Raw genomic sequence first — 19,118 nt, forward strand, 5'->3', positions numbered from 1 at the left:
GTTTGTCTGGTGGATATACAGAAGATTGGACGGGTTATCCGTCACGCACTGGAGGTCGCTTTACGGGCCCTGTGGCGCTTTATACATCGTTTCCAACTCATTCGCTGGGCGATACTGATTGTTTTGACCCTCATTTTGGTGATGAGCGCCTATTTTACTTATGAAGCCAAAACGGTCGATATGGCCGACATCAAGAGTTCGTTGCAAACCAAAACGGAGATCTATGACCACAAGAATAACGCGGTTGGGTCGTTGTACTCCCAAAAGGGTACCTATGTGTCCCTGGGTCACATTTCTAAAAACGTCCAGAACGCCGTGATTAGTACCGAGGATCGTAGCTTTTGGACCAACCCCGGCTTTGATATCAAGGGCATCCTCCGTTCAGTGGTCAACCTGGTGATTCACCGTGGGGCCATTACTGGTGGGGGTAGTACCCTGACCCAACAACTGGTCAAGAACACGTTACTAAGTCAAAAGCAGACGTTCCTGCGTAAGGGTCAGGAAATTTTCATGGCCGTGCAGATGAACCGGATCTACAGTAAGAGCGAAATTTTAGCCATGTACTTGAATAACGCCTACTTTGGTAACGGGGTGTGGGGCGTTGAGGACGCGTCCGAACTCTACTTTGGCAAACACGCTAGCGAGCTGACTGTGGGTGAGGGGGCAACGCTGGCCGCCATGCTCCGTAACCCCAGTTATTACAACCCCATTGACCACATGGACAATGCAATCAGTCGGCGGAACCTGGTGTTGAGCCTAGAAGTTGAAGCGGGGCACCTGACGAGCGCGCAGGCGGCGGCCGCCAAGCAGACGACGCTGACACTTAACAACAATTATAACGAAGAATCAACCGATAAGTACCCTTATTATTTTGATGCCGTCATTGAGGAAGCCGAAAGCAAGGGTTTCTCTGAAAACGACCTGCTCAATAAGGGGTACAAAATTTACACTAGTTTGGACACCAATTACCAGGATGCGTTGGACCAAACCTGGAGTAACAGCGCCAATTTTCAGAATGACGCTACTGACGGGACTAAGGTACAGGCATCGTCCGTGGCCATTGATCCGCAAACGGGTGGGGTCCGGGCCATTGAGGGTGGTCGGGGCACGCACGTCTTCTTGGGGTATAATTACGCCACACAGCTCCATCGCTCACCGGGATCGACGTTAAAGCCACTAATGGTGTACACACCAGCGTTGGAGAATGGCTATCACTACGACTCCGAGCTATCGGATAAAAAGCAGTCCTTCGGCAAGAACAAGTATAGCCCGTCCAATTGGAACGGGGTGTACCAAAACACCGTGCCGATGTATTATGCGTTGGCCAACAGTTTGAACGTGCCGGCGGTGTGGTTGCTCAATAAGATCGGGGTGCAAAAAGGGGTGTCCAGCCTGCAACGGTTTGGCATTACCCTTAAGAAAGAGGATCAGAACCTAGCTGCCGCTTTGGGTGGGGTGTCAACTGGTGTCTCACCGCTGACCATGGCGCGAGCGTACGCCGCCTTTGCTAGTGACGGGAAGATGCCGCAGACGCATTTCATCCGCAAAATCGTCGATGCTACGGGGACCACGGTCTATCGGGCTAAAACGCAGAGCAAGCAGGTGATGTCGAGCTCAGTGGCTAAGGAAATGAACAGCATGATGATTGATACCTACAATGACGGGACGGGTGCGAGTGCCAAACCGTACGGCTACACGGTGGCTGGCAAAACGGGGTCGACGGAGACACCAAAATCTTGGAACGTGAACGGTGATAAGGACCAGTGGGCGGTCGGTTACACTCCCGACGTGGTGGTAGCGACCTGGACTGGTTTTGCTTATACCACCAAGACCCATTACCTGCAAAGCGGGGATGGTGGCGATGTTGACAGCATCTTCAAATCAGAAATGACGAACCTGTTACCGGAGACCGCACAAACGCAGTTCAGCGTCACGGCGGCATCAGCCAAGGTGGCGGCCACCAACGCTAACAGCAGTAGTGCCGGTAGCACCAGTGGTAGTAACAGCTCAGTCTGGAGCAGTATTCAGGATGGCTTACAAGATGGGGTCAATACGGTGAAAGACAAGGCCCATGAATGGTATAATGACGTGCAAGGTTTGTTTAACTAACGACCAGGCCCACGGGCGCTGGTACAAAGGAGAAAATTATGGTCAACATTTACGACAACGCTAACGCAATGGCGGAGGCGCTGCAGCAGACGCCCCAGTATCAAGAATTGAAGCAAGCTTTCGACATGCTGAAGCTGGACGCGGTGGGTTATGACTTGTTTAAGCAGTTCCAGAACAAGCAGATGGAATTGTCCCAGAAGCAGGCTGCCGGTCAGGATATTTCTGACGATGACATTCACTCCCTGCAGTCGTTAGGGGACAAGATCAAGGATATCGACGCCATCAAAACTTTGATGACCAAGGAACAGGCCCTCAGCCAGTTAATGGATGAGTTGAACAATACCATTAGCAAGCCCATCGTGGATCTGTACAGTCAGTCCTAATAGACCTAAAGGCCGGGGGCCAATACCCCTGTGATGATAGCGCGCACCAGCAGCCATCCCCGTCAGAGGATGGCTGCTGGTGCGCCCTTTTTGGTTGTCCGGTAGTTTTCGGAGCTAGCCCCAGGCCGTGCTAGCATTTTGGCCCGTGAATCGGTATGATAAAGCTAGTGAATGAAAGCGGGGAATCAACATGGCAAAGCGCTTGTTTGAATACCAAAATGGTGACGAAATGAAGTTACCCGTCCTGATTAAGTCAGCCGACGTGCGGGTAGCTAAAAACGGGAAGAAGTTTATTGCATTCATCCTGCAGGATACGTCTGGCCACTTGCCAGCCAAGTTGTGGGATGCCAGTGATGACGCTATTGCGCAGTTTAAGGCGGGCGAAGTGGTGCAGTTGTCCGGCAAGCGTGAGTTGTACCATGATAATCCGCAAATCAAAATTTACGGAATCCGGTTGGCCACGCAGGAAGAGGGTAACCAACCGCAACAATTTCTGGAGCGGGCGCCCGAAGCACCAGCGACTATGCAGGAAGAGATCAACGACTTTGTCTTTGACATCGTCAACCCGAACTGGAACCGTATCGTGCGGCGGCTGTTGGCGGAGCACAAGGATGCTTTTTTCAGTTATCCGGCAGCCAAGTCTAACCACCATGCCAGTGGTGGCGGGTTGGCTTTCCACACGTTGAGTATTTTGCGTTTGGCCAAGAGTGTTGGTCAGCAGTATTCCGGTATTAACATGCCGCTCCTTTACGCTGGCGCCATCCTGCACGATATGGGCAAGACCATTGAGTTATCGGGTGCCATGTCGACTGAGTACACGGTGGCGGGGAACCTGATTGGGCACATTGTCCTCATTGATGAGGAAATTATCAAAGCTGCTCAGGAACTGAAAATCGATCCGCAGCAGGAGGATATGTTGATGTTGCGGCACGTGGTGTTGGCGCACCACGGCTTGTTGGAGTATGGTTCACCGGTCCGGCCACAGATGGTGGAAGCGGATATCCTCCACCAGTTGGACGAACTGGATGCTTCCATCAACATGATGTTAACGGCGACGCAGCACGCCGATCCGGGAACATTTACCCAGCAATTGTTCGGGATGGATGGCCGGCGGTTCTACCGGCCAGAGTCGTTACAGCACTATTCTGGTGCGGGTAACGGTAGTGCAAATAAGCATGGCTAACTTGTGAAATAGACCTAGCCATTAGCGCCAACTACGGCCAGTACGTAATATATATTGATGCTTGAACCGGTGCCCGTGCTTAGTCGGGGCACCGGCTTTTTTTTATGGTGCCGCTTGATTGCAACACTCACAGTATCAACACGCCAACACACAAAAACGTCCTCCCAATAAACGGTGGGGGGGACGTTCGTTTGTTACAACTTAATCGTACTTAGTTAGCCGTGGTTGCGGAGCTACTGCTGCTACCGTTCAGGTAGGTCGACAGGACGTTCTTCAGGTCGTCATCCTTGATGGTGACGTTGGCCTTCTTCAGCACCTTGGCAATAACCTTGTTCATGACGGTGGAATCACTTTCCCACTTAGTGTAGATTTGGCTCTTCAGCGCACTCTGCACCTTCTTGCTGGAGAAGCTACCCTTACCCGGATTGTTGATCATCCGAATGATGGAGTAGCCGTATTCCGTTTTCACCGGCGTGGTGGTGAACTGACCGTTCTTCGTCAGCTTGAACACAGCAGCCTTAAACGTGGAGTCCAACTGCGTGTCGGTGTTATCAAAGGCACTCAGCTTACCGCCGTTGTTCTTGGTACCAGTATCAATGGAGTTCTTCTTAGCCAATGCCGAGAAGTTGGCGGTGGTGTTCTTTTCGCCCTGGAATTCCTTGACGATCTTGTCAGCCGTTGCCTGGTTCTTGACCAGAATGTGTTGTACCGTCACCTTTGGCTGGTACTTCTTGTACTGAGCCTTCAGTTGCTTGGTGGTTGGCTTCTTCAAGTCCTTGAGTGCCTTCTCGGAGAGCAATGAAGTCTTGATTTGTTCCTTGAAGCTCGATTCGGTGTATCCGTTCGTGCTTAACGTGGAAGCAAAACTGGAACCATACTGCTTCTTCATGGCGTTGTAGCGCTTATTCACGGTCTTGTCGGAAACCTGCTTACCGTACTGCTGATCCAAGGCTTTTTCGACGATCATCTGCTGCAGCACTTGCTGGCCCGCAGAGCTCTTCTTCATCTTGGAGTAGTACTCACTTTGGGTAATCTTCTCACCCTTCATGCTAGCAACGGTTGAACTACCACAGCCGGCAAGCAATAAAGCCATTGCGGCGGTGGTGACACCCACGATCCATTTCTTCATCATGACACATCCTATATCTATTTTTTTTGTTGTGGTCAATCATACGCCCAGTATGAGCACCCGGTGACTAATATAACATATTGCCCCACAATGGGACACAAATTGGGGTGAATTCATGCGTGGAGCGGGGTTTGACCACGACGAATCGGCCCCGTCACTATGCGTGGCGGGGCCGATTGATGATTTATTAAAGTTATTCGAGATGAACTATTAGTTGCTTGATGAACTGCTAGAAGAGGAGGAGGTGCTAAGTACGTCGAGAGGACGTTCTTCAGGTCGTCATCCTTAATAGTAACGTTAGCCTTCTTCAAGACTTTGGCAATGACCTTGTTCATCACCGTGGTGTTGCTTTCCCACGTAGTGTACAATTGGCTCTTCAACTTCTTTTGTACACTTGCGCTCGAGAACTTACCCTTGCCGGGGTTGTTGATCATGCGGATGATGACATAGCCATAACTTGTTTTCACGGGGGTAGTGGTGTAGCTACCGTTCTTAGTTAGTTTGAAGGCCGCCTTCTTGTAAGCCGAGTTCAAACTGGTATCCGTATTGTCAAAGGCAGTTAGTTTACCTTGCTTGCTCTTGGTACTCGTGTCGGTCGAGTACTGTTTCGCAAGTTTACCAAAGTTGGCGGTGGTGTTGTCCTCGGCGGCAAATTCCTTGATGATGCTTTCCGCCTTAGCCTGCTTCTTGACCAAAATCATTTGGGTAGAAACCTTCGGCTCGTACTTCTTGTACTGAGCTTCAATTGTGCCGTGGTCGGTTTCTTCAGGTCCTTCAGGGCGGCGGCGGACAGGAGGGAGATTTTAATTTGCTCCTTGTAACTCGAGGCCGTGTAACCATACGTGCTGAGCGTGGAGGACCAGCTCGAACCGTACTGGGACTTGACGGTCTTGTACTGTTTGTTGACCTTGCTGTCGGAGGCCTTGCTGCCGTACTGCTTGTCTAGGGCCTTTTCGACAATCATCTGTTGTAGTACTTGTTTGCCGGAAGAAGTGGCCTTCATCTTGGAGTAGTATTCACTCTTGGTGATTTTTTTCACCCTTCATGCTTGCAACCGTGGAACTACCACAACCAGCAAGTACTAACACCATGGCAGCGGTGGCGGCGCCGAGGATCCATTTTTTTCATCATGACACATCCTAATCTGTCTAAATTCGCCGGGGTCGGTTTCCCCGTACGTCATGATTCGTAATATAGCATAGGTCAGTCGCCAGAAACGAAAAAGGGCGTCGGTTTCACACAAGCTTCAAACCGACGTCCTAATATTCACAAATTATTCGCTTTCTGGTAATGCCTTTGTAATATGATCAATACTCGTGGTGAGTTTAGCAATTCGCGGTGCTGTCTGAAACTTAAAGTTCGTAATGGCATCATTAATGCCTGCTTCCGCAGCCGGCACCGTGTCCTGAATTGCTTGTTGGAGGGCGCTAGTACGGTGCCGTACCGTCGTGACGGCCTGCATCAAATGTTGGGCGTCATGGCCTACCCGTGTCAGGTTGTGCGCATCACGGTCTGCTGCCGCCGCGGTTTGTCGATGGGTGAGTGCCCAGGCGCCCGCTATTACCGCTCCGGTGATAAAACCGCCAAGAAAAGATTTCATGCTAGGCCTCCAGGTGTGCGCGGATACCCGCTGCGATTGCGTTCAATTGGTCACTGGTGTACTGGTCGGTGTGGTCGCCAAAGTGGATGTTAAAGTCATCGTCGGTGCTGTACCGCGGGATGAAGTGGATGTGACTGTGAAAGACACTTTGGTAAGCTACTTGGCCGTTGTTATTAATGATGTTCATACCCTTAATGTCGGGATTGCTGGCCTTGATTGCACGGGCCAAAGCGGGTACCCGGCTGAAGACGCGCTCCGCCATGTCGGCGTCGTAAGCAAAGATATCCTGAACATGTTGCTTGGGTACCAGTAGCGTGTGTCCCGGGGTTGCCTGTGAAATATCCAGGAAGGCTTTGACTTCGTCGTCTTCATATACCGTTACGCTAGGAATTTCACCAGCAATAATTTTACAAAAAAAATGCAATCGTCCATAATCGATGAATCTCCCTTCACCATCTGGTTTAAAGTACTGTTTTCATTAGGGTTGGTTGTAATTATGCTATCATATATCAGACAGGAATTCGAATGTGAACGGGGGTATAACCATGAGTCTTGAAGTTACAAACGTCAGTGGGGGCTACGGCCGGGTGCCGGTACTCCATGACGTCACCTTTAGCGTCCCGGACGGCCAGGTGGTGGGTTTGATTGGGCTCAATGGTGCGGGTAAGTCCACAACAATTAAGCACATCATTGGGTTGCTACAGCCCCAAACGGGTACCATCACCGTCGACGGGTTGACGTTGGCGAGTGATGCCAACGCCTACCGTGGGAGTATTGCTTACGTGCCGGAGACGCCGGTCCTGTACCCCGAACTAACGCTGCGGGAGCACCTCGAGCTAGCGATGATGGCCTACGGGTTGGATCAGCAGCAAGCGTGGCACAAGTTGGATCGGTTGCTGGCAATGTTCCGCTTGGACAACAAGCTGGACTGGTTCCCCGACAACTTTTCCAAGGGGATGAAGCAGAAAGTCATGATTGCCAGCGCCTTTATGACGGACGCCCAGTTGTTTATCATTGATGAGCCCTTTACCGGTTTGGATCCCGTGGCGGTGCACGACCTCATTACCCTGGTGAACGAGCAAAAGGCGCGGGGTGCGGCCGTTCTGATGTCGACCCACGTGCTGGCGACGGCGCAGGAGTATGCGGACGGTTTTGTGCTACTGCGTGATGGTCAGGTCCGTGCGCAGGGGTCATTGAGCGCGCTACGGGATGAGTTTAACCTGCCTAATGCCAGTTTGGATGACATCTACATGGCGATGACCCAGGAGGTGTAGTCATGCGGGAACTATGGCAAAAACGTTTGCGCCAGCACCTCATGGCTCAGGCACGCTACCTGAAATTGGTCTTCAACGATCAATTTACCATCGTCTTGTTCGTGATTTTTGGCGCTGCGTTGTACGGCTACGCGCAGTTCGTGCGGGGCATGAGTGCGACCACGGCGCACTGGTTGCCGTACGTCGTGTTAGTAGTGTTAGCTGCAGCGGTGCGCGTCGGTCAGGTAGTCACGCTACTCACCGACGCGGACGCCACGTTCTTGCTGCCGCGTGCAGCCGGAATGGGTAATTACCTGCTCGCAGCGATGCGCTACAGTTTAGTTTTACCGGTGGCATTCACCGTGTTACTCGTCGTGGCCGCCTGGCCCATCCTCGCGGCCACATGGCACGTCGGTAGTGCCGCCATCATTTGCTTGGCGGTGACCGCAGCGTTGGTGCAGTATGGCGATTTAATGCTGCAGACAAATGCCTTGTTGATGGACCAACCCGCGCAGGTACCCCACCGGATATCGTTGGTGGTCCTCATGGCGTTGAGCGTGTACGCCACCCAGTTGCCGGTGTACTGGTTCCCAGTCGTTGCTGCGTCCCTCATGGATGTGGTGCTGCGGGTTTGGCTGGAACAACGGTTGCGGCGGGGACAGGTCGCCCTATTAACGGCCGCCCGGCGTGAGAATAGCCGTATGCAGCGTATTTACCGGGTGTATAGTATGTTCACCGACGTCCCAGGGCTGCGGGCAACTATTAAGCGGCGGCGGTGGTTGGACGGTTGGCTAAGGACTGGCAGTCGCCAACAGCGCCGGACGTGGGACTACCTTTACCTACGCGGCTTTATTCGGCGCCCGGAATATGGTAACCTATTTATTCGGTTAACCGTCATTGCCGTGGTACTCATGTGTTTGAGCACGGTGGCCTGGGTCAGCATGCTGATCGGGCTGGTGGCGATGTACTTGACGGCGATTCAAATTGTGCCGTTGGCCACCCAGTATCGGGAGATTGTGTTTGCCCACCTTTACCCGTTATCCGCAACCGCACGGACTGCGGCACTACGACGGTTACTATTCAGCCTGATGTTGGTGCAGACGGTCATTTTTGCGCTGACGGGCCTCATTATGGTCGGGGTCTTGGCCGCAGCTGAGTCGGTTGTGGCCGGTGTCGTGTTGACGGTACTGGTTGCGGGTTGGTACGTACCCCGGTTTGGTCAGCGCCACTTGCAATGGTAGATTAAGGTACTTTAGTTGAAGATGGAGGTCCTATGCGACTGCGTAATAAGAAGTGGGCCAAGCCGTTGATTGCGGCCCACCCAGAAATGATTTCAATCAAACCCAATGGACAGCAGGGCACCTGGCAGCGACACTTTGCGACCGCCCAGCCGCTGTACCTCGAGGTGGGGTCGGGAAAGGGCCAGTTCATTGTGAACATGGCGCAAAAGTATCCTGAACGTAACTTTATCGCCCTAGAGATCCAGGAGGTCGCGGTGGCGTACATTTTGCGCAAACAGGTTGCGCTGCAACTGCCTAACCTGCACCTGATTTTGGGTGACGGGGCCGACTTGACCGAGTACTTTGCCGGGGCTGAGGTAAGTGGCGTCTACCTGAACTTTTCCGATCCGTGGCCCAAGAAACGTAACACCAAACGACGCTTAACGTATCAGCACTTTTTGTCGCAGTACGAACGGATTATGGCGCCGGCGGGTAAGTTGCAATTTAAAACTGATAATCAGGGGCTGTTTGAATATTCCTTGGTCAGCATGAACAATTACGGGATGCAGTTTGACCTGGTGAGTTTGGACCTGCATAGCGACCCGGTGGCCAACGCAGATAACGTAGAGACCGAGTATGAACAACGGTTTAGCGCTGACGGCGGGCGAATTTATGAATTAATCGCGCATTATCCAGGCGCAGACAAAGTGAATGAGTGAGGAGAAACAAAATGTTAATTGCGAGTTATAATCCCGATGCGATGGGCGATACGCTCATCGTGGTCTTGCAGCAGGACCAGGCTGGTGAGCAGCACCACCAGTTTGGCGACATTGTGGCCATTACTGGTGCCGAGGGCGCGGTTGTTGGTTACAACTTTTTTTAACGTCAGCCAGATTCTGGGCCAGCTCGACGGTCGCGGCCAGGTGTTCTTGACGGACGCCCAAGTAGACCAGCTCAATGCAGCTATTACGGCGGCGGGGGCCCCGGGCCAACTGGTTGCCGATCACGCCCCGAAGTTGGTGATTGGTGTTGTGAACGAGCTAACGGCCCATCCCGATTCTGACCACTTGCATGTCGGGCAGGTCGATATTGGGCAGCCGGAGACCGTGCAGATTGTTTGTGGTGCGCCCAACGTGGCCGCCGGTCAGCACGTGGTCGTGGCGCTACCTGGGGCCATGATGCCGACCGGGCAGATTATCTGGCCTGGGGCCCTGCGTGGGTCGATAGCTACGGCATGATTTGCGCGGCCCGTGAGTTGGACGTACCGGGTGCGCCGGATCGCCGCGGCATCCTGGTGATGCCTGACGATCTCGTTGCTGGTACGCCGTTTGACATGGACGTGGCTACCAGGGTCGTTGCCGCCCAGGCTTAAAGGTACCAATAGAGTAGAGTGGCCCCATTTCCGCTTTTGTCGGGAACCGGGGCCGCTACTTTTTACGGTCGTATGGGGGAGCATCGCGGATTGTTATGTAAAATTAAGGCTACAATGATTGCACGTGATGAATTACTCCTGTATTATAAATACTATAATTAACGGACAACGTAGGAGTTGACAATGCAGACAGCAATTGAAACTGTCATCGCACAGTTTGGTTACCTCGGTATTTGCTTACTAATTATGTTGGAAAACGTCTTTCCTCCGATTCCCTCGGAAATCGTGTTGACGTTTGGTGGTTTTGTGACCCACCATACCAGCCTGGTGGTGCCCGGTGTTGTACTGGCGGCTACGGTGGGCTCGGTGGTGGGGGCCATCATTTTGTACTGGGTGGGTCGTATCCTCAGTGCGGAGCGCATCGAGCGGCTAGTTGCTGGCCGGACGGGACGGGTGTTGCACCTGACCGTTGCGGATGTGCGCAAAGTGGAACGCTGGTTTACGCGGCACGGTAATATGGCCGTGTTCTGGGGCCGCTTTGTGCCCATTATTCGCAGTTTGATTTCTATCCCTGCCGGCACGACCAAAATGCCCTTTGCACGGTTTGTGGTGCTGAGTACCATCGGGACCAGTATTTGGAACGTGGTGCTCGTGGTGCTGGGTCGTGCGGCCGGGTCCGCTTGGCAGCGGGTGGCGGCGTACGTGGATACGTATGCCTTGGTTGTGCTGGTGGTGGTGCTCGTGACCGTAGTGGTCTTGAGCGCGTGGTTTTACAAAAAAACGTGTGGTGAAAGGTGTTAAGCATGACAAATAAAGTAAGTACGACCCGTACCGCGGATTTTCAGCTGGTCGGTGATGCTGATGATCAGCAACGGCTGTCACATTACACCCGGTCGCAGTTTACGTTTATCGGGGTGCGGGCACCAGAACGACGGGCGCAGGCGCACGCCATGGTGCGTGATTCGCGCCAGTGGCCAGTGAGCGATGTACTGGCGGGAATCGCTGAGCTTTACGAACGGTCGGAGCGTGAGTATCAGTACGTCGCGGTTGACCTGGCTATTGCAACGTGCAACGTTTTGACATCGATGACGTGCGCACCCTGAGTCACTGGGTGACGGTCCGCCCGGCGCGGGATACCGTTGATTTGTGGCGGCGGTTTTTCGGTTTGTACGTCCAGCACCACTTGGACGAGAAGCCCATCGTCTTTGCTTTGTTCTATAAGCACGATAATGTTTGGATGCGGCGGATTGCGATTTTGCTGCAGTTACCCGAGGATTACACGTTGGATGCGGACATGCTAACGGCGGCCATCATCTATGATCGGGCCACGCCGGACCCGCAGATTCAAAAGGCCATTGGGTGGGCCTTGCGTAGCTATGGTAAATATGACGCGGCGTGGGTACGGGGCTTTCTGCGTAGTCACGGGTTGAGCCAGATTGCCAGCACGGAAGCGCACAAGCACTTGCTGGACCTATAAGTTATGGCAACAAAGGGAGCAGGCACGTTGGTGTCCGCTCCCTTTGTTGTTGATTTGGTTCTAGCCAGCCGCGTTAAAACTCAAGGTTGACGGGTAGTCGCTACCGGTGTAGATGCGTTGGTGCGCCACCACACTAGTGGTCCCGTTCAGTCCCGCCCGGGTATTGGGGTTAGGGAAAATAAGGTTGCTGGCCGCGCTAGTGACGTCCAGCCGGAGCCGGTGCCCCGGTAAGAACTGGTAGGAAGTTTGTAGCGTCGCCAGGGTATATTCATTAATCGCACCCGGTGTCAAGTACTCGGCGTGCCGCGGGTCATGACGAAACTTAGCGTTCATGATGCCGTCCGTAACGTTACGGGCATGACCGTCCGGGCTGACGTCCGTCGCGCGGATGGCCCAGTCGGTGTCCACGGCACTAGAACTCGCAAAGAAGTGCAGGGTCAGGCGACCATTAATGGTTATGGCGTTGGTCAATGGTGGGCTAGTGAAACTGACCACGTCGGAACGGTGCTCCCAGTGAGCGTAGTCGGTTGGAAATTCAAACTCATTGCCCGAAACGTCGACCAACTGTGGTGCTGGGTCGTTAGGATCATAGTCGTAATCGACGTGGGCACTCCCGGGCTGTGCACCAAAACCAGCCGTGGTGGCGTCAAGTGGCCACTGGGTGGCGGGTGCGGACGGCGGAAAGGTGTCAGCAGTGTGCCACTGGTTAGCGTTCATGGTGAAGTATTCGGCAGTTGGTTGGCGGTCAATACCGTTATCGACACCACGGAGAAAGTGGTCAAACCATTGCGTGTGCAGAAGGTCCACGTCATGCCGAATAGCGTTGGCGGGTAAAGCGAGGTCATCAAGATCGTACTGCGCGTTGCCACCGTGGAGCCAGGGCCCTAGCAGGATGTGGCGCTGGCCGGGGGCGTAGTTACGGGTGACGTCCAGGGCTTCGATCGTTCCCATCGCGTCATCATCGAACCAGCCACTTTGGATAAAGGCGGGCACGTGGATGTGGTCAGCGCGTGCATGCCAGTCCGTGTTGGCCATGAACTCGTCATACGTGGGGTGTTGTAGGTAGGCGGTGTATCCGGGAATAGCATGGCCCAGACCCACTTGGGGAATATCGGCAATGGGCCGCGTCCGGAGCAGTTGGTCCCAATCATCTCGGTGCATGAGGTTGGGCTGGAAGCGTTGACCTGATACGGAGAAGAACCAGGCTAGTTGGGCCATGGATGGGGCGCCACCGTGGGCAAAGGTGTCGGTAAAGGCGCCACCAGCTGTGACCATACTGACGATGGCCTGGAGGTGCGGGTTACCCGATGCGGCTGCGGCCCATTGGGTGTAACCGCCATAGGAGCCACCAATCATGCCCACGCGCCCGTTGTTCCACGGCTGCGCGGCAATCCAATTCAGGGTGTCGTTAGCGTCATCACGTTCGTACTGAAACGGGATCCAGGGGCCTTCAGAATCTTCCCGACCGCGGACGTCCTGGACGATGACGGCATAACCACGGTGGGCGAACCGTTGGTAACCGGGGATGAATTGGTTACGGCCATACGGAGTGCGTTCCATAATGGCTGCGACCGGTTGTGTAGTCGCGGGCAGGAGTACCTCCGTGGCCAAACGTGTACCGTCACGCATGGGTACCATTGCGGTGAACCGGCGACCCAGTGTGCCCACGGATCGCATCATGTGGGCGTTTTGCCAGGCAGCAACCACGGTGGCACGGCCCATGCGGGTTGAACCAAAACGCTGGTAACGGCGCGTTGTGTTTGTTGGTATCCCACCACGGTGCCGGCGTCGTCGACAATGATGTCCAGCGCGGGCCGGGCATGGCGGTTGAGCCAGTAGTGTGCGTCACGCCGTTCGTAGGTGGCCTGCCAGGTGGTGGTAAAGGTGGTACCGGTCCTCATGGCTGGCTGCCAGCGGCCAAATTGTGGTAGGCGAGCTAAAGCCTGGGCTGGATCGAAGTGCATGATGGCTCCCAGCTCTGTGGCTAAGGTCGGCGTCAGTGGTTGCGGGCTTGCTGTGGGTCGGTCGTGACGGGTCACTAACACTTGGTCTGACGTTACGCTAAAGTCGATGAGACGCATGCCAGCTTGGTAAAAAGCATATGTATTTGACAAAGTAACTTCCTCCTCACGGGTGGGTTGTATCCACAACATAATAAATTGCTGAGATTTTCTCTCATTATTGAATTAGCATACACCCGTTGGCACGACTTTGCACCCACCGAGCGGGCCTTGATCCTGGTACTTACTTTTCCAAAGTGTTGCGTTTTCCGGGGTGGGCCTTTATACTGATAGGTACTGGAATTCTCGACCTTCAAACCGTGAATTTTAGAATTTGAACGAAATGATGGTGATAATTGTGGATAATGCCAACACACGAGTGGTAGTGGGCATGTCAGGCGGGGTGGATAGCTCCGTGGCCGCACTGTTACTCAAGCAGCAAGGGTACGACGTTGTGGGCGTCTTCATGAAAAACTGGGACGACAGTAACGACGATGGGGTTTGTACCGCCACTGAAGACTACGAAGATGTAGCCAAAGTCGCAGACCAAATCGGTATTCCTTACTATGGCATCAACTTTGAAAAGGAGTACTGGGACCGCGTGTTCACGTACTTCCTGGATGAGTACAAGGCGGGGCGGACCCCGAACCCCGACGTCATGTGCAACAAGGAGATCAAGTTTAAGGCCTTCTTGGACTACGCCGAGGAGTTGGATGCCGATTACATCGCGATGGGCCACTACGCTCAGGTTCGGCGCGACGCCGACGGGACCGTGCATATGTTGCGCGGTGCTGATCAGCACAAGGACCAGACCTACTTCCTGAGTCAGCTCAGCCAGAAGCAGTTGCAGAAGGTCATGTTTCCTATTGGTCACCTGCAGAAGTCCGAGGTGCGCGCCATTGCGCGGCGTAACGGTCTTGCTACCGCAATGAAGAAGGATTCCACCGGGATCTGCTTTATCGGTGAGCGGAACTTCAAGCACTTTTTGAGTGAGTTCCTGCCAGCCAAGGCGGGGCGGATGATGACCGTGGATGGTCAAGACATGGGCGAGCACGCCGGTCTAATGTACTACACCATTGGTCAGCGGTCCGGACTCGGTATTGGTGGTAGCAGCGATAACTCCGAGCCGTGGTTTGTTGTTGGCAAGGACCTCAAGAAGAACATTCTCTACGTCGGCCAGGGCTTTGATAACCCTGCTTGATGGCGACGAGCTCGATGCCTCCGGGTTGAGTTGGGCGACGGGACACCAGCCGGGTACGGAGTTCCACGTGACGGCGAAGTTTCGCTACCGGCAGGCGGACACTGGGGTGACGGTGCACGTTCTGGACGCGGATCACGCTAAAGTTACCTTTGACGAGCCCGTTCGTGCCATTACACCTGGCCAGGCCGTAGTGTTCTACGACGGCGAGGAGTGCCTTGGTGGTGGGACCATCGATGCTGCCTACAGTGAGGCCAAGCAGTTGCAGTACGTTTAATTTTAAAATCTTAATCTGGGTGCGTATACTTCCGTAACGGGGCGTACGCACTTTTTATATGTCGCTATATGTTGTTAATTGGTGGATGAATCCGCAACTAGGGGGTACCTACGGCTTACGTGGTCGACACCATAGGCTACACCCGGCCGCTGTGACCACGCCAACCGGATTAATAAGCACTAATACCAAAGGGAAGCGCATGATGATGCTGTGGTACACTAGAAGGCATATAAAGTTTCAGAAAGAAGGTTAATTGTGACGGTCAAAAAGAGGCTCTTTAATCGTGATGCGGTACTCATTTTACTCGGGAGTTTTTGCTACATGTCTTCATCCATGCTTATTAACCCCTTAATTGTCGGCTTTACCCACAGTCTGGGTGCGAGCGCCCTCGTTGCCGGAATTGTGGCCGCCGTCATGAATCTGTGTTCGTTGTTTTTCCGTCCGTTTGCTGGACAACTCACTGACCGCGTGTCTAAATTTCGGCTCGCTTTTCTGGGTGGTGTGCTGCTATTGATTGCGGGGGTGGGCTACGCAATATCGCCGTCACCATGGCTTGTAGTGGTTTTCCGAATCGTGAACGGGTTCGGCTTTGCGCTCTGCTCCGTCTGTATGGCAACCTGGTTGTCGGGATTGCTGCCGCGAGATCGCATCGGTACGGGGATGGGCTATTACGGGATGATGAACGCACTGGGCATGGCCATTGCGCCTGCGCTCGGGATTTTCGTCTACGGCCGACTAGGTTATCGTTGGGCGTTTTTGTGTGCGACCTGCTTTAGCCTCACCCTCATTGTGCTGATCCAGTTCGTTGCCAACCACGGGGAACCCGTTGCGCACCGCGCGGCGCCAACCAGCGGTCACCTACGAATCGTGCAACCGCGGGTAGTACCCATCGCGTTGCTCATCATGATTTTGTCGTTGCCATACTTTGCCACCCAATCGTACATTGTGGAATACGTGGCCAGTCGCCACCTGCACGTAGCAGTGGGCAGTTTCTTCCTCATTTATGCCGCCATTCTCCTAGTTATGCGGTTGGCATTAAAGGACTACTTTGACCGCGTACCGTTTTATGTATTTTTGGCTGCGGGTATCCTCAGCAACCTCGTGGGGATGCTCGGCCTCACGTTCCTGGTCAACAACTGGATGATGGTGGTCGCCGCCTTTGGTTTGGCTGGTGGCTACGGTCTCATGTACTCAGTTTGCCAAGCCACCGCGCTACTGGTGGCGCCACTGGACCAGCAGGGGTTGGCTAACAGCACGTTTTATATTGGCATGGACTCCGGGATGGTGCTGGGGCCCATCATCGGCGGGGCGCTGTTCGACATGTTGCCGTATAGCTGGTTTTATCCGGCGCTCATGTTGACGTTACCGCTGGCTGCCGTTGTGTACTGGTGCTACCGCCGCAGCTTGGGGCCACATCACGATGCGGCCCAACCCACCGAGTAAGGCGTGTATTGCTTTGGCGATGGCCATGGTTCCGTACTGGTATGATTAGTGCGGGGCCATTTTGGTGTCAACGGGGGTCAGCGTCGTGAGCAATTGGTTGATCATAATTGGTCTGGCGGGACTGTGGAGGCAAGCCACTGTGAGCACGGTGGAAGGGTATGGTGGCGATGAGCCTTGTCACGCCGGGCTTAAAATGATTTATGCACAAAGGTTTCAGAAAGTGGCCCATTTACCAAACTGGCATATTACCGTTGATTCAACCAAAATGCGTGATGATAACGGCCATGGTGAATACCGGTTACGGTACGCCGCTAGCGTAATGTTAGCGGTAATTAGTTGTCCATCAGGCGGACCACAGAAAGCGTTATCCATGTTATCCACAATTAATGAAAATGCCCGTGAAAGGTCACAAATGATGGGGTGTGAAGCCATTTCACGAGCAAACGAAAAAGCAACGTAGCACAACCAATTGGTTGTGCTACGTTGCTGGATAAACAATTATTAACTGTGATGGTGACGCTCAGTTGGGGCCTCAATGAGGGCGGGGACCGCCGCTAAGCCAGATAGGAGCAATCGCCGCGTGGTCACCGCCATGGATTTGCGCGTCCGAATACGTCCACGGCTCAACTCACGCGCCAGCCGGGCCACGTTCGCCTGCCATTTTTGTCCAAACTGTTCAAAACTGGTGGCACCAGTCCGACTTAACGCACCGAACAACCCGTCAACGAATAAGGCAATGTGTTCGCGGTCCAAGCTACCAACAGCCAGCGAGCGTGTGCTGCCAGTAGTGGGCCCAGCTATCGATGTGGGGGCGGCGGAGAAAACGGTCTCCTGTAGTCGTCCAGGTGAAGGGGTTATGCTGATCCATCCACGCGGCGCGGGCCGCGATCACCCGAAAGTCCGATGTGGGGTCCAGCAGGATGCCAATGAAAGTAGTCTGCGGCACCATCTTGGTGATGCGACTACGGATTCGGCCTAAGGGTAGGCGGTCTGGTGCATCTAAGCTAAAGCAGTGCCGGAGGCGTTGGTTGAACTGGTGAGTGAGGTGGCAAAAGGCGTACACGGCGAGGCTACCACCCTTGGAGTGGCCACCCACGTAATAAGCCGCCTGGTTACGCGCCATGGCCCGACCCAAAAACTGTAGGGCGGATTCCTGGGCGGGGATGACCCGCATGAAGGCCAAACTAAAATCCTCCCGCCAATCACGAAAGTCGGATTGGGTACCACGGAAAGCCACGTAATGAGTATTGGGGTCGAGTTCAAAGTCCATGGCGGTACAATGGCCGTGCATACCGGTCAGCATGACACTATCCACACACCGTACGTTGCGAAAACGCTGGCTTTGAGCCATTAACCGTACGAGTTGGATGCTCTTCTGTGGTTCCCATACGTGGTGGGTGAGCCGCTGTAATTGAAACTCGGTGAGCGTACAGAGTGGGTATTGACCAGTGAATTTGGGAAAATTCAAGTAGGCTAATTGGGCCAGAATAACCGCATCAACTTCGGTTAGTGGTTTTTCTGTAAATGTTTGGTTGCCGTACTGCATTACGTAATCGAAGAGATCTGCATCCTGAGTACCTCGCTTACACTTGTCTCTGCTTATAACTATACCTCGTTGGCGGTTAACGGATGTGACTTTTTAGCGAAAATTTATGCGCTTTCATTATCACTTAACTAAAACTCTAGAAAGCCAAGAAAGAATTTACCGGGTTACGTGCGGTCCCGGGCACCCATTTGAGTATAATAGTTAGTATGAACATGCGCCCGGTGTGGTCATGCTGGGCCAAGCAGTGTAGCGGTCGGTTGTCGTTGGAATCCTCATGAATTTTAGGGTCGGGCAATGACGCACCCATGGAGGGCAAGCGCACAAAAATAAGTATGAACGTAAAGGATGGTAATATGACAACAAACCACAAACAGCAGCGCAATAAGGCGGCTGTGATTACCAGTGAAACGGTCAGCTTCATGAATCGGTGGAAGCATGATTTTGCCAATGATGCCCTGGCCGCGCAGCAACAAATTGTGGACCACATTGCCCACACGCACAAGCTGGTGTCGGTCGACGAGGCGCGCGGGCTGGAACGCATGGCGTTGATGAACGCTTGCTTGAACAACGCCCGGTGCTATTCGCAGATCCTAGCCTTTGCCAACACACACCTGGAAGCAATTTTGCACACCAGCACGGGTAACTTGATCAGTGAGTTGATGGGGTGCATTGACCTGCAGTTTGACCAACCACGGTTGCCTCTAATCGTGAAGCAGGCGTTGATCAAGTTGGCGGACCAGTTACTCGCCGAGGAGGCCTAAGTCTGGTTGATCGTGCGTTGATGGCGGTTGCAGTTAAATTCAACTAAATATTAACGGTGGCGATGCGACGGCATGGCCACCGTTTTTTTTGGCCTGGAGCGCAGGTGGGTGGTCACCCGATACGACAATTACCAAGCGATTGTTGGTATTTGGTATCCCTGATTGTG

At 53.6% G+C, this 19,118-nt stretch carries 18 protein-coding genes and 4 pseudogenes; 14 read left to right on the plus strand and 8 right to left on the minus strand.

Annotation, left to right across the window (positions count from 1 at the left end):
• The first annotated feature begins 9 nt into the window (after positions 1–9).
• The 3 genes from JCM13996_RS01405 (at position 10) to JCM13996_RS01415 (ending at position 3,675) form a co-directional block, all read left to right on the plus strand.
• The gene (locus JCM13996_RS01405; RefSeq protein ID WP_439646451.1) at positions 10–2,109 is read left to right on the plus strand and encodes a PBP1A family penicillin-binding protein; all 2,100 of its coding nucleotides are present in this window, start codon (positions 10–12) and stop codon (positions 2,107–2,109) included.
• A 38-nt stretch (positions 2,110–2,147) separates the two neighbouring features.
• Entirely contained in the window at positions 2,148–2,492 is a 345-nt protein-coding gene (locus tag JCM13996_RS01410) for a YlbF family regulator (protein WP_054749313.1), read from the plus strand.
• A gap of 190 nt (positions 2,493–2,682) precedes the next feature.
• Positions 2,683–3,675 carry a 3'-5' exoribonuclease YhaM family protein gene (locus tag JCM13996_RS01415; protein ID WP_054749314.1) on the plus strand — a complete coding sequence of 331 codons (993 nt, stop codon included), beginning with the start codon at positions 2,683–2,685 and terminating at the stop codon, positions 3,673–3,675.
• A 211-nt stretch (positions 3,676–3,886) separates the two neighbouring features.
• On the opposite strand, the gene JCM13996_RS01420 is transcribed toward JCM13996_RS01415, so the two are convergent.
• The 4 genes and pseudogenes from JCM13996_RS01420 to JCM13996_RS01435 form a co-directional block, all read right to left on the minus strand.
• The gene (locus JCM13996_RS01420; RefSeq protein WP_054749315.1) at positions 3,887–4,804 is read right to left on the minus strand and encodes a peptidylprolyl isomerase; all 918 of its coding nucleotides are present in this window, start codon (positions 4,802–4,804) and stop codon (positions 3,887–3,889) included.
• A gap of 210 nt (positions 4,805–5,014) precedes the next feature.
• Positions 5,015–5,895 (minus strand): annotated as a pseudogene (locus JCM13996_RS01425) (peptidylprolyl isomerase).
• A gap of 182 nt (positions 5,896–6,077) precedes the next feature.
• Positions 6,078–6,404, minus strand: coding sequence for a hypothetical protein (locus JCM13996_RS01430; protein ID WP_054749316.1), 327 nt, complete (start codon positions 6,402–6,404; stop codon positions 6,078–6,080).
• A gap of 1 nt (position 6,405) precedes the next feature.
• A pseudogene (locus JCM13996_RS01435) lies at positions 6,406–6,836 on the minus strand (HIT family protein).
• A 113-nt stretch (positions 6,837–6,949) separates the two neighbouring features.
• Here JCM13996_RS01435 and JCM13996_RS01440 point away from each other — a divergent pair.
• From JCM13996_RS01440 to JCM13996_RS12165, 7 genes and pseudogenes are all read left to right on the plus strand, one after another.
• Positions 6,950–7,678, plus strand: a complete 729-nt coding sequence (locus JCM13996_RS01440; protein WP_054749317.1) for an ABC transporter ATP-binding protein — start codon at positions 6,950–6,952, stop codon at positions 7,676–7,678.
• Between the two features lie 2 nt (positions 7,679–7,680).
• The gene (locus JCM13996_RS01445; RefSeq protein ID WP_054749318.1) at positions 7,681–8,898 is read left to right on the plus strand and encodes an ABC transporter permease; all 1,218 of its coding nucleotides are present in this window, start codon (positions 7,681–7,683) and stop codon (positions 8,896–8,898) included.
• Positions 8,899–8,930: 32 nt separating this feature from the next.
• A complete protein-coding gene (trmB, locus tag JCM13996_RS01450; RefSeq protein ID WP_054749319.1) occupies positions 8,931–9,596 on the plus strand; it encodes a tRNA (guanosine(46)-N7)-methyltransferase TrmB in 666 nt (221 codons plus the stop codon).
• Positions 9,597–9,607: 11 nt separating this feature from the next.
• Positions 9,608–10,249: pseudogene (gene ytpR, locus JCM13996_RS01455) on the plus strand (YtpR family tRNA-binding protein).
• 183 nt (positions 10,250–10,432) lie between these two features.
• Positions 10,433–11,050: a DedA family protein gene (locus tag JCM13996_RS01460; RefSeq protein WP_054749320.1), complete on the plus strand. Its 618-nt coding sequence runs from the start codon at positions 10,433–10,435 to the stop codon at positions 11,048–11,050.
• Between the two features lie 2 nt (positions 11,051–11,052).
• Positions 11,053–11,352: a DNA alkylation repair protein gene (locus JCM13996_RS12160; RefSeq protein ID WP_054749321.1), complete on the plus strand. Its 300-nt coding sequence runs from the start codon at positions 11,053–11,055 to the stop codon at positions 11,350–11,352.
• Complete coding sequence (locus JCM13996_RS12165; RefSeq protein ID WP_082383748.1) at positions 11,316–11,726, plus strand: DNA alkylation repair protein; 411 nt, start codon at positions 11,316–11,318, stop codon at positions 11,724–11,726. The genes JCM13996_RS12160 and JCM13996_RS12165 overlap by 37 nt, the downstream gene beginning before the upstream one ends.
• Before the next feature lie 60 nt (positions 11,727–11,786).
• Here the strand turns inward: JCM13996_RS12165 and JCM13996_RS01475 are convergent, their stop codons facing one another.
• Both JCM13996_RS01475 and JCM13996_RS01480 read right to left on the minus strand, forming a co-directional pair.
• Positions 11,787–13,394 carry a CocE/NonD family hydrolase gene (locus tag JCM13996_RS01475; protein ID WP_162205152.1) on the minus strand — a complete coding sequence of 536 codons (1,608 nt, stop codon included), beginning with the start codon at positions 13,392–13,394 and terminating at the stop codon, positions 11,787–11,789.
• Between the two features lie 8 nt (positions 13,395–13,402).
• Positions 13,403–13,840: a hypothetical protein gene (locus tag JCM13996_RS01480; protein WP_054749324.1), complete on the minus strand. Its 438-nt coding sequence runs from the start codon at positions 13,838–13,840 to the stop codon at positions 13,403–13,405.
• Between the two features lie 229 nt (positions 13,841–14,069).
• On the opposite strand from JCM13996_RS01480, the pseudogene mnmA reads away from it, so the two are divergent.
• The 3 genes and pseudogenes from mnmA (at position 14,070) to JCM13996_RS01495 (ending at position 17,104) form a co-directional block, all read left to right on the plus strand.
• Positions 14,070–15,201: pseudogene (gene mnmA / locus JCM13996_RS01485) on the plus strand (tRNA 2-thiouridine(34) synthase MnmA).
• A 255-nt stretch (positions 15,202–15,456) separates the two neighbouring features.
• Positions 15,457–16,644 (plus strand): MFS transporter, encoded by a 1,188-nt coding sequence (locus JCM13996_RS01490; protein WP_054749325.1) that lies wholly within the window; start codon positions 15,457–15,459, stop codon positions 16,642–16,644.
• Positions 16,645–16,783: 139 nt separating this feature from the next.
• Positions 16,784–17,104 (plus strand): hypothetical protein, encoded by a 321-nt coding sequence (locus JCM13996_RS01495; protein WP_054749326.1) that lies wholly within the window; start codon positions 16,784–16,786, stop codon positions 17,102–17,104.
• A 41-nt stretch (positions 17,105–17,145) separates the two neighbouring features.
• Here JCM13996_RS01495 and JCM13996_RS01500 read toward each other — a convergent pair whose 3' ends face one another.
• Both JCM13996_RS01500 and JCM13996_RS01505 read right to left on the minus strand, forming a co-directional pair.
• Positions 17,146–17,397, minus strand: a complete 252-nt coding sequence (locus JCM13996_RS01500) for a hypothetical protein (RefSeq protein ID WP_054749327.1) — start codon at positions 17,395–17,397, stop codon at positions 17,146–17,148.
• A 1-nt stretch (position 17,398) separates the two neighbouring features.
• Positions 17,399–18,190 (minus strand): Mbeg1-like protein, encoded by a 792-nt coding sequence (locus JCM13996_RS01505; protein WP_054749328.1) that lies wholly within the window; start codon positions 18,188–18,190, stop codon positions 17,399–17,401.
• 353 nt (positions 18,191–18,543) lie between these two features.
• On the opposite strand from JCM13996_RS01505, the gene JCM13996_RS01510 reads away from it, so the two are divergent.
• Positions 18,544–18,951, plus strand: a complete 408-nt coding sequence (locus JCM13996_RS01510) for a hypothetical protein (RefSeq protein WP_156321804.1) — start codon at positions 18,544–18,546, stop codon at positions 18,949–18,951.
• Positions 18,952–19,118 lie beyond the last annotated feature (167 nt).

The organism is Lacticaseibacillus thailandensis DSM 22698 = JCM 13996, assembly GCF_001312865.1.
GTDB classification, from domain to species: domain Bacteria; phylum Bacillota; class Bacilli; order Lactobacillales; family Lactobacillaceae; genus Lacticaseibacillus; species Lacticaseibacillus thailandensis.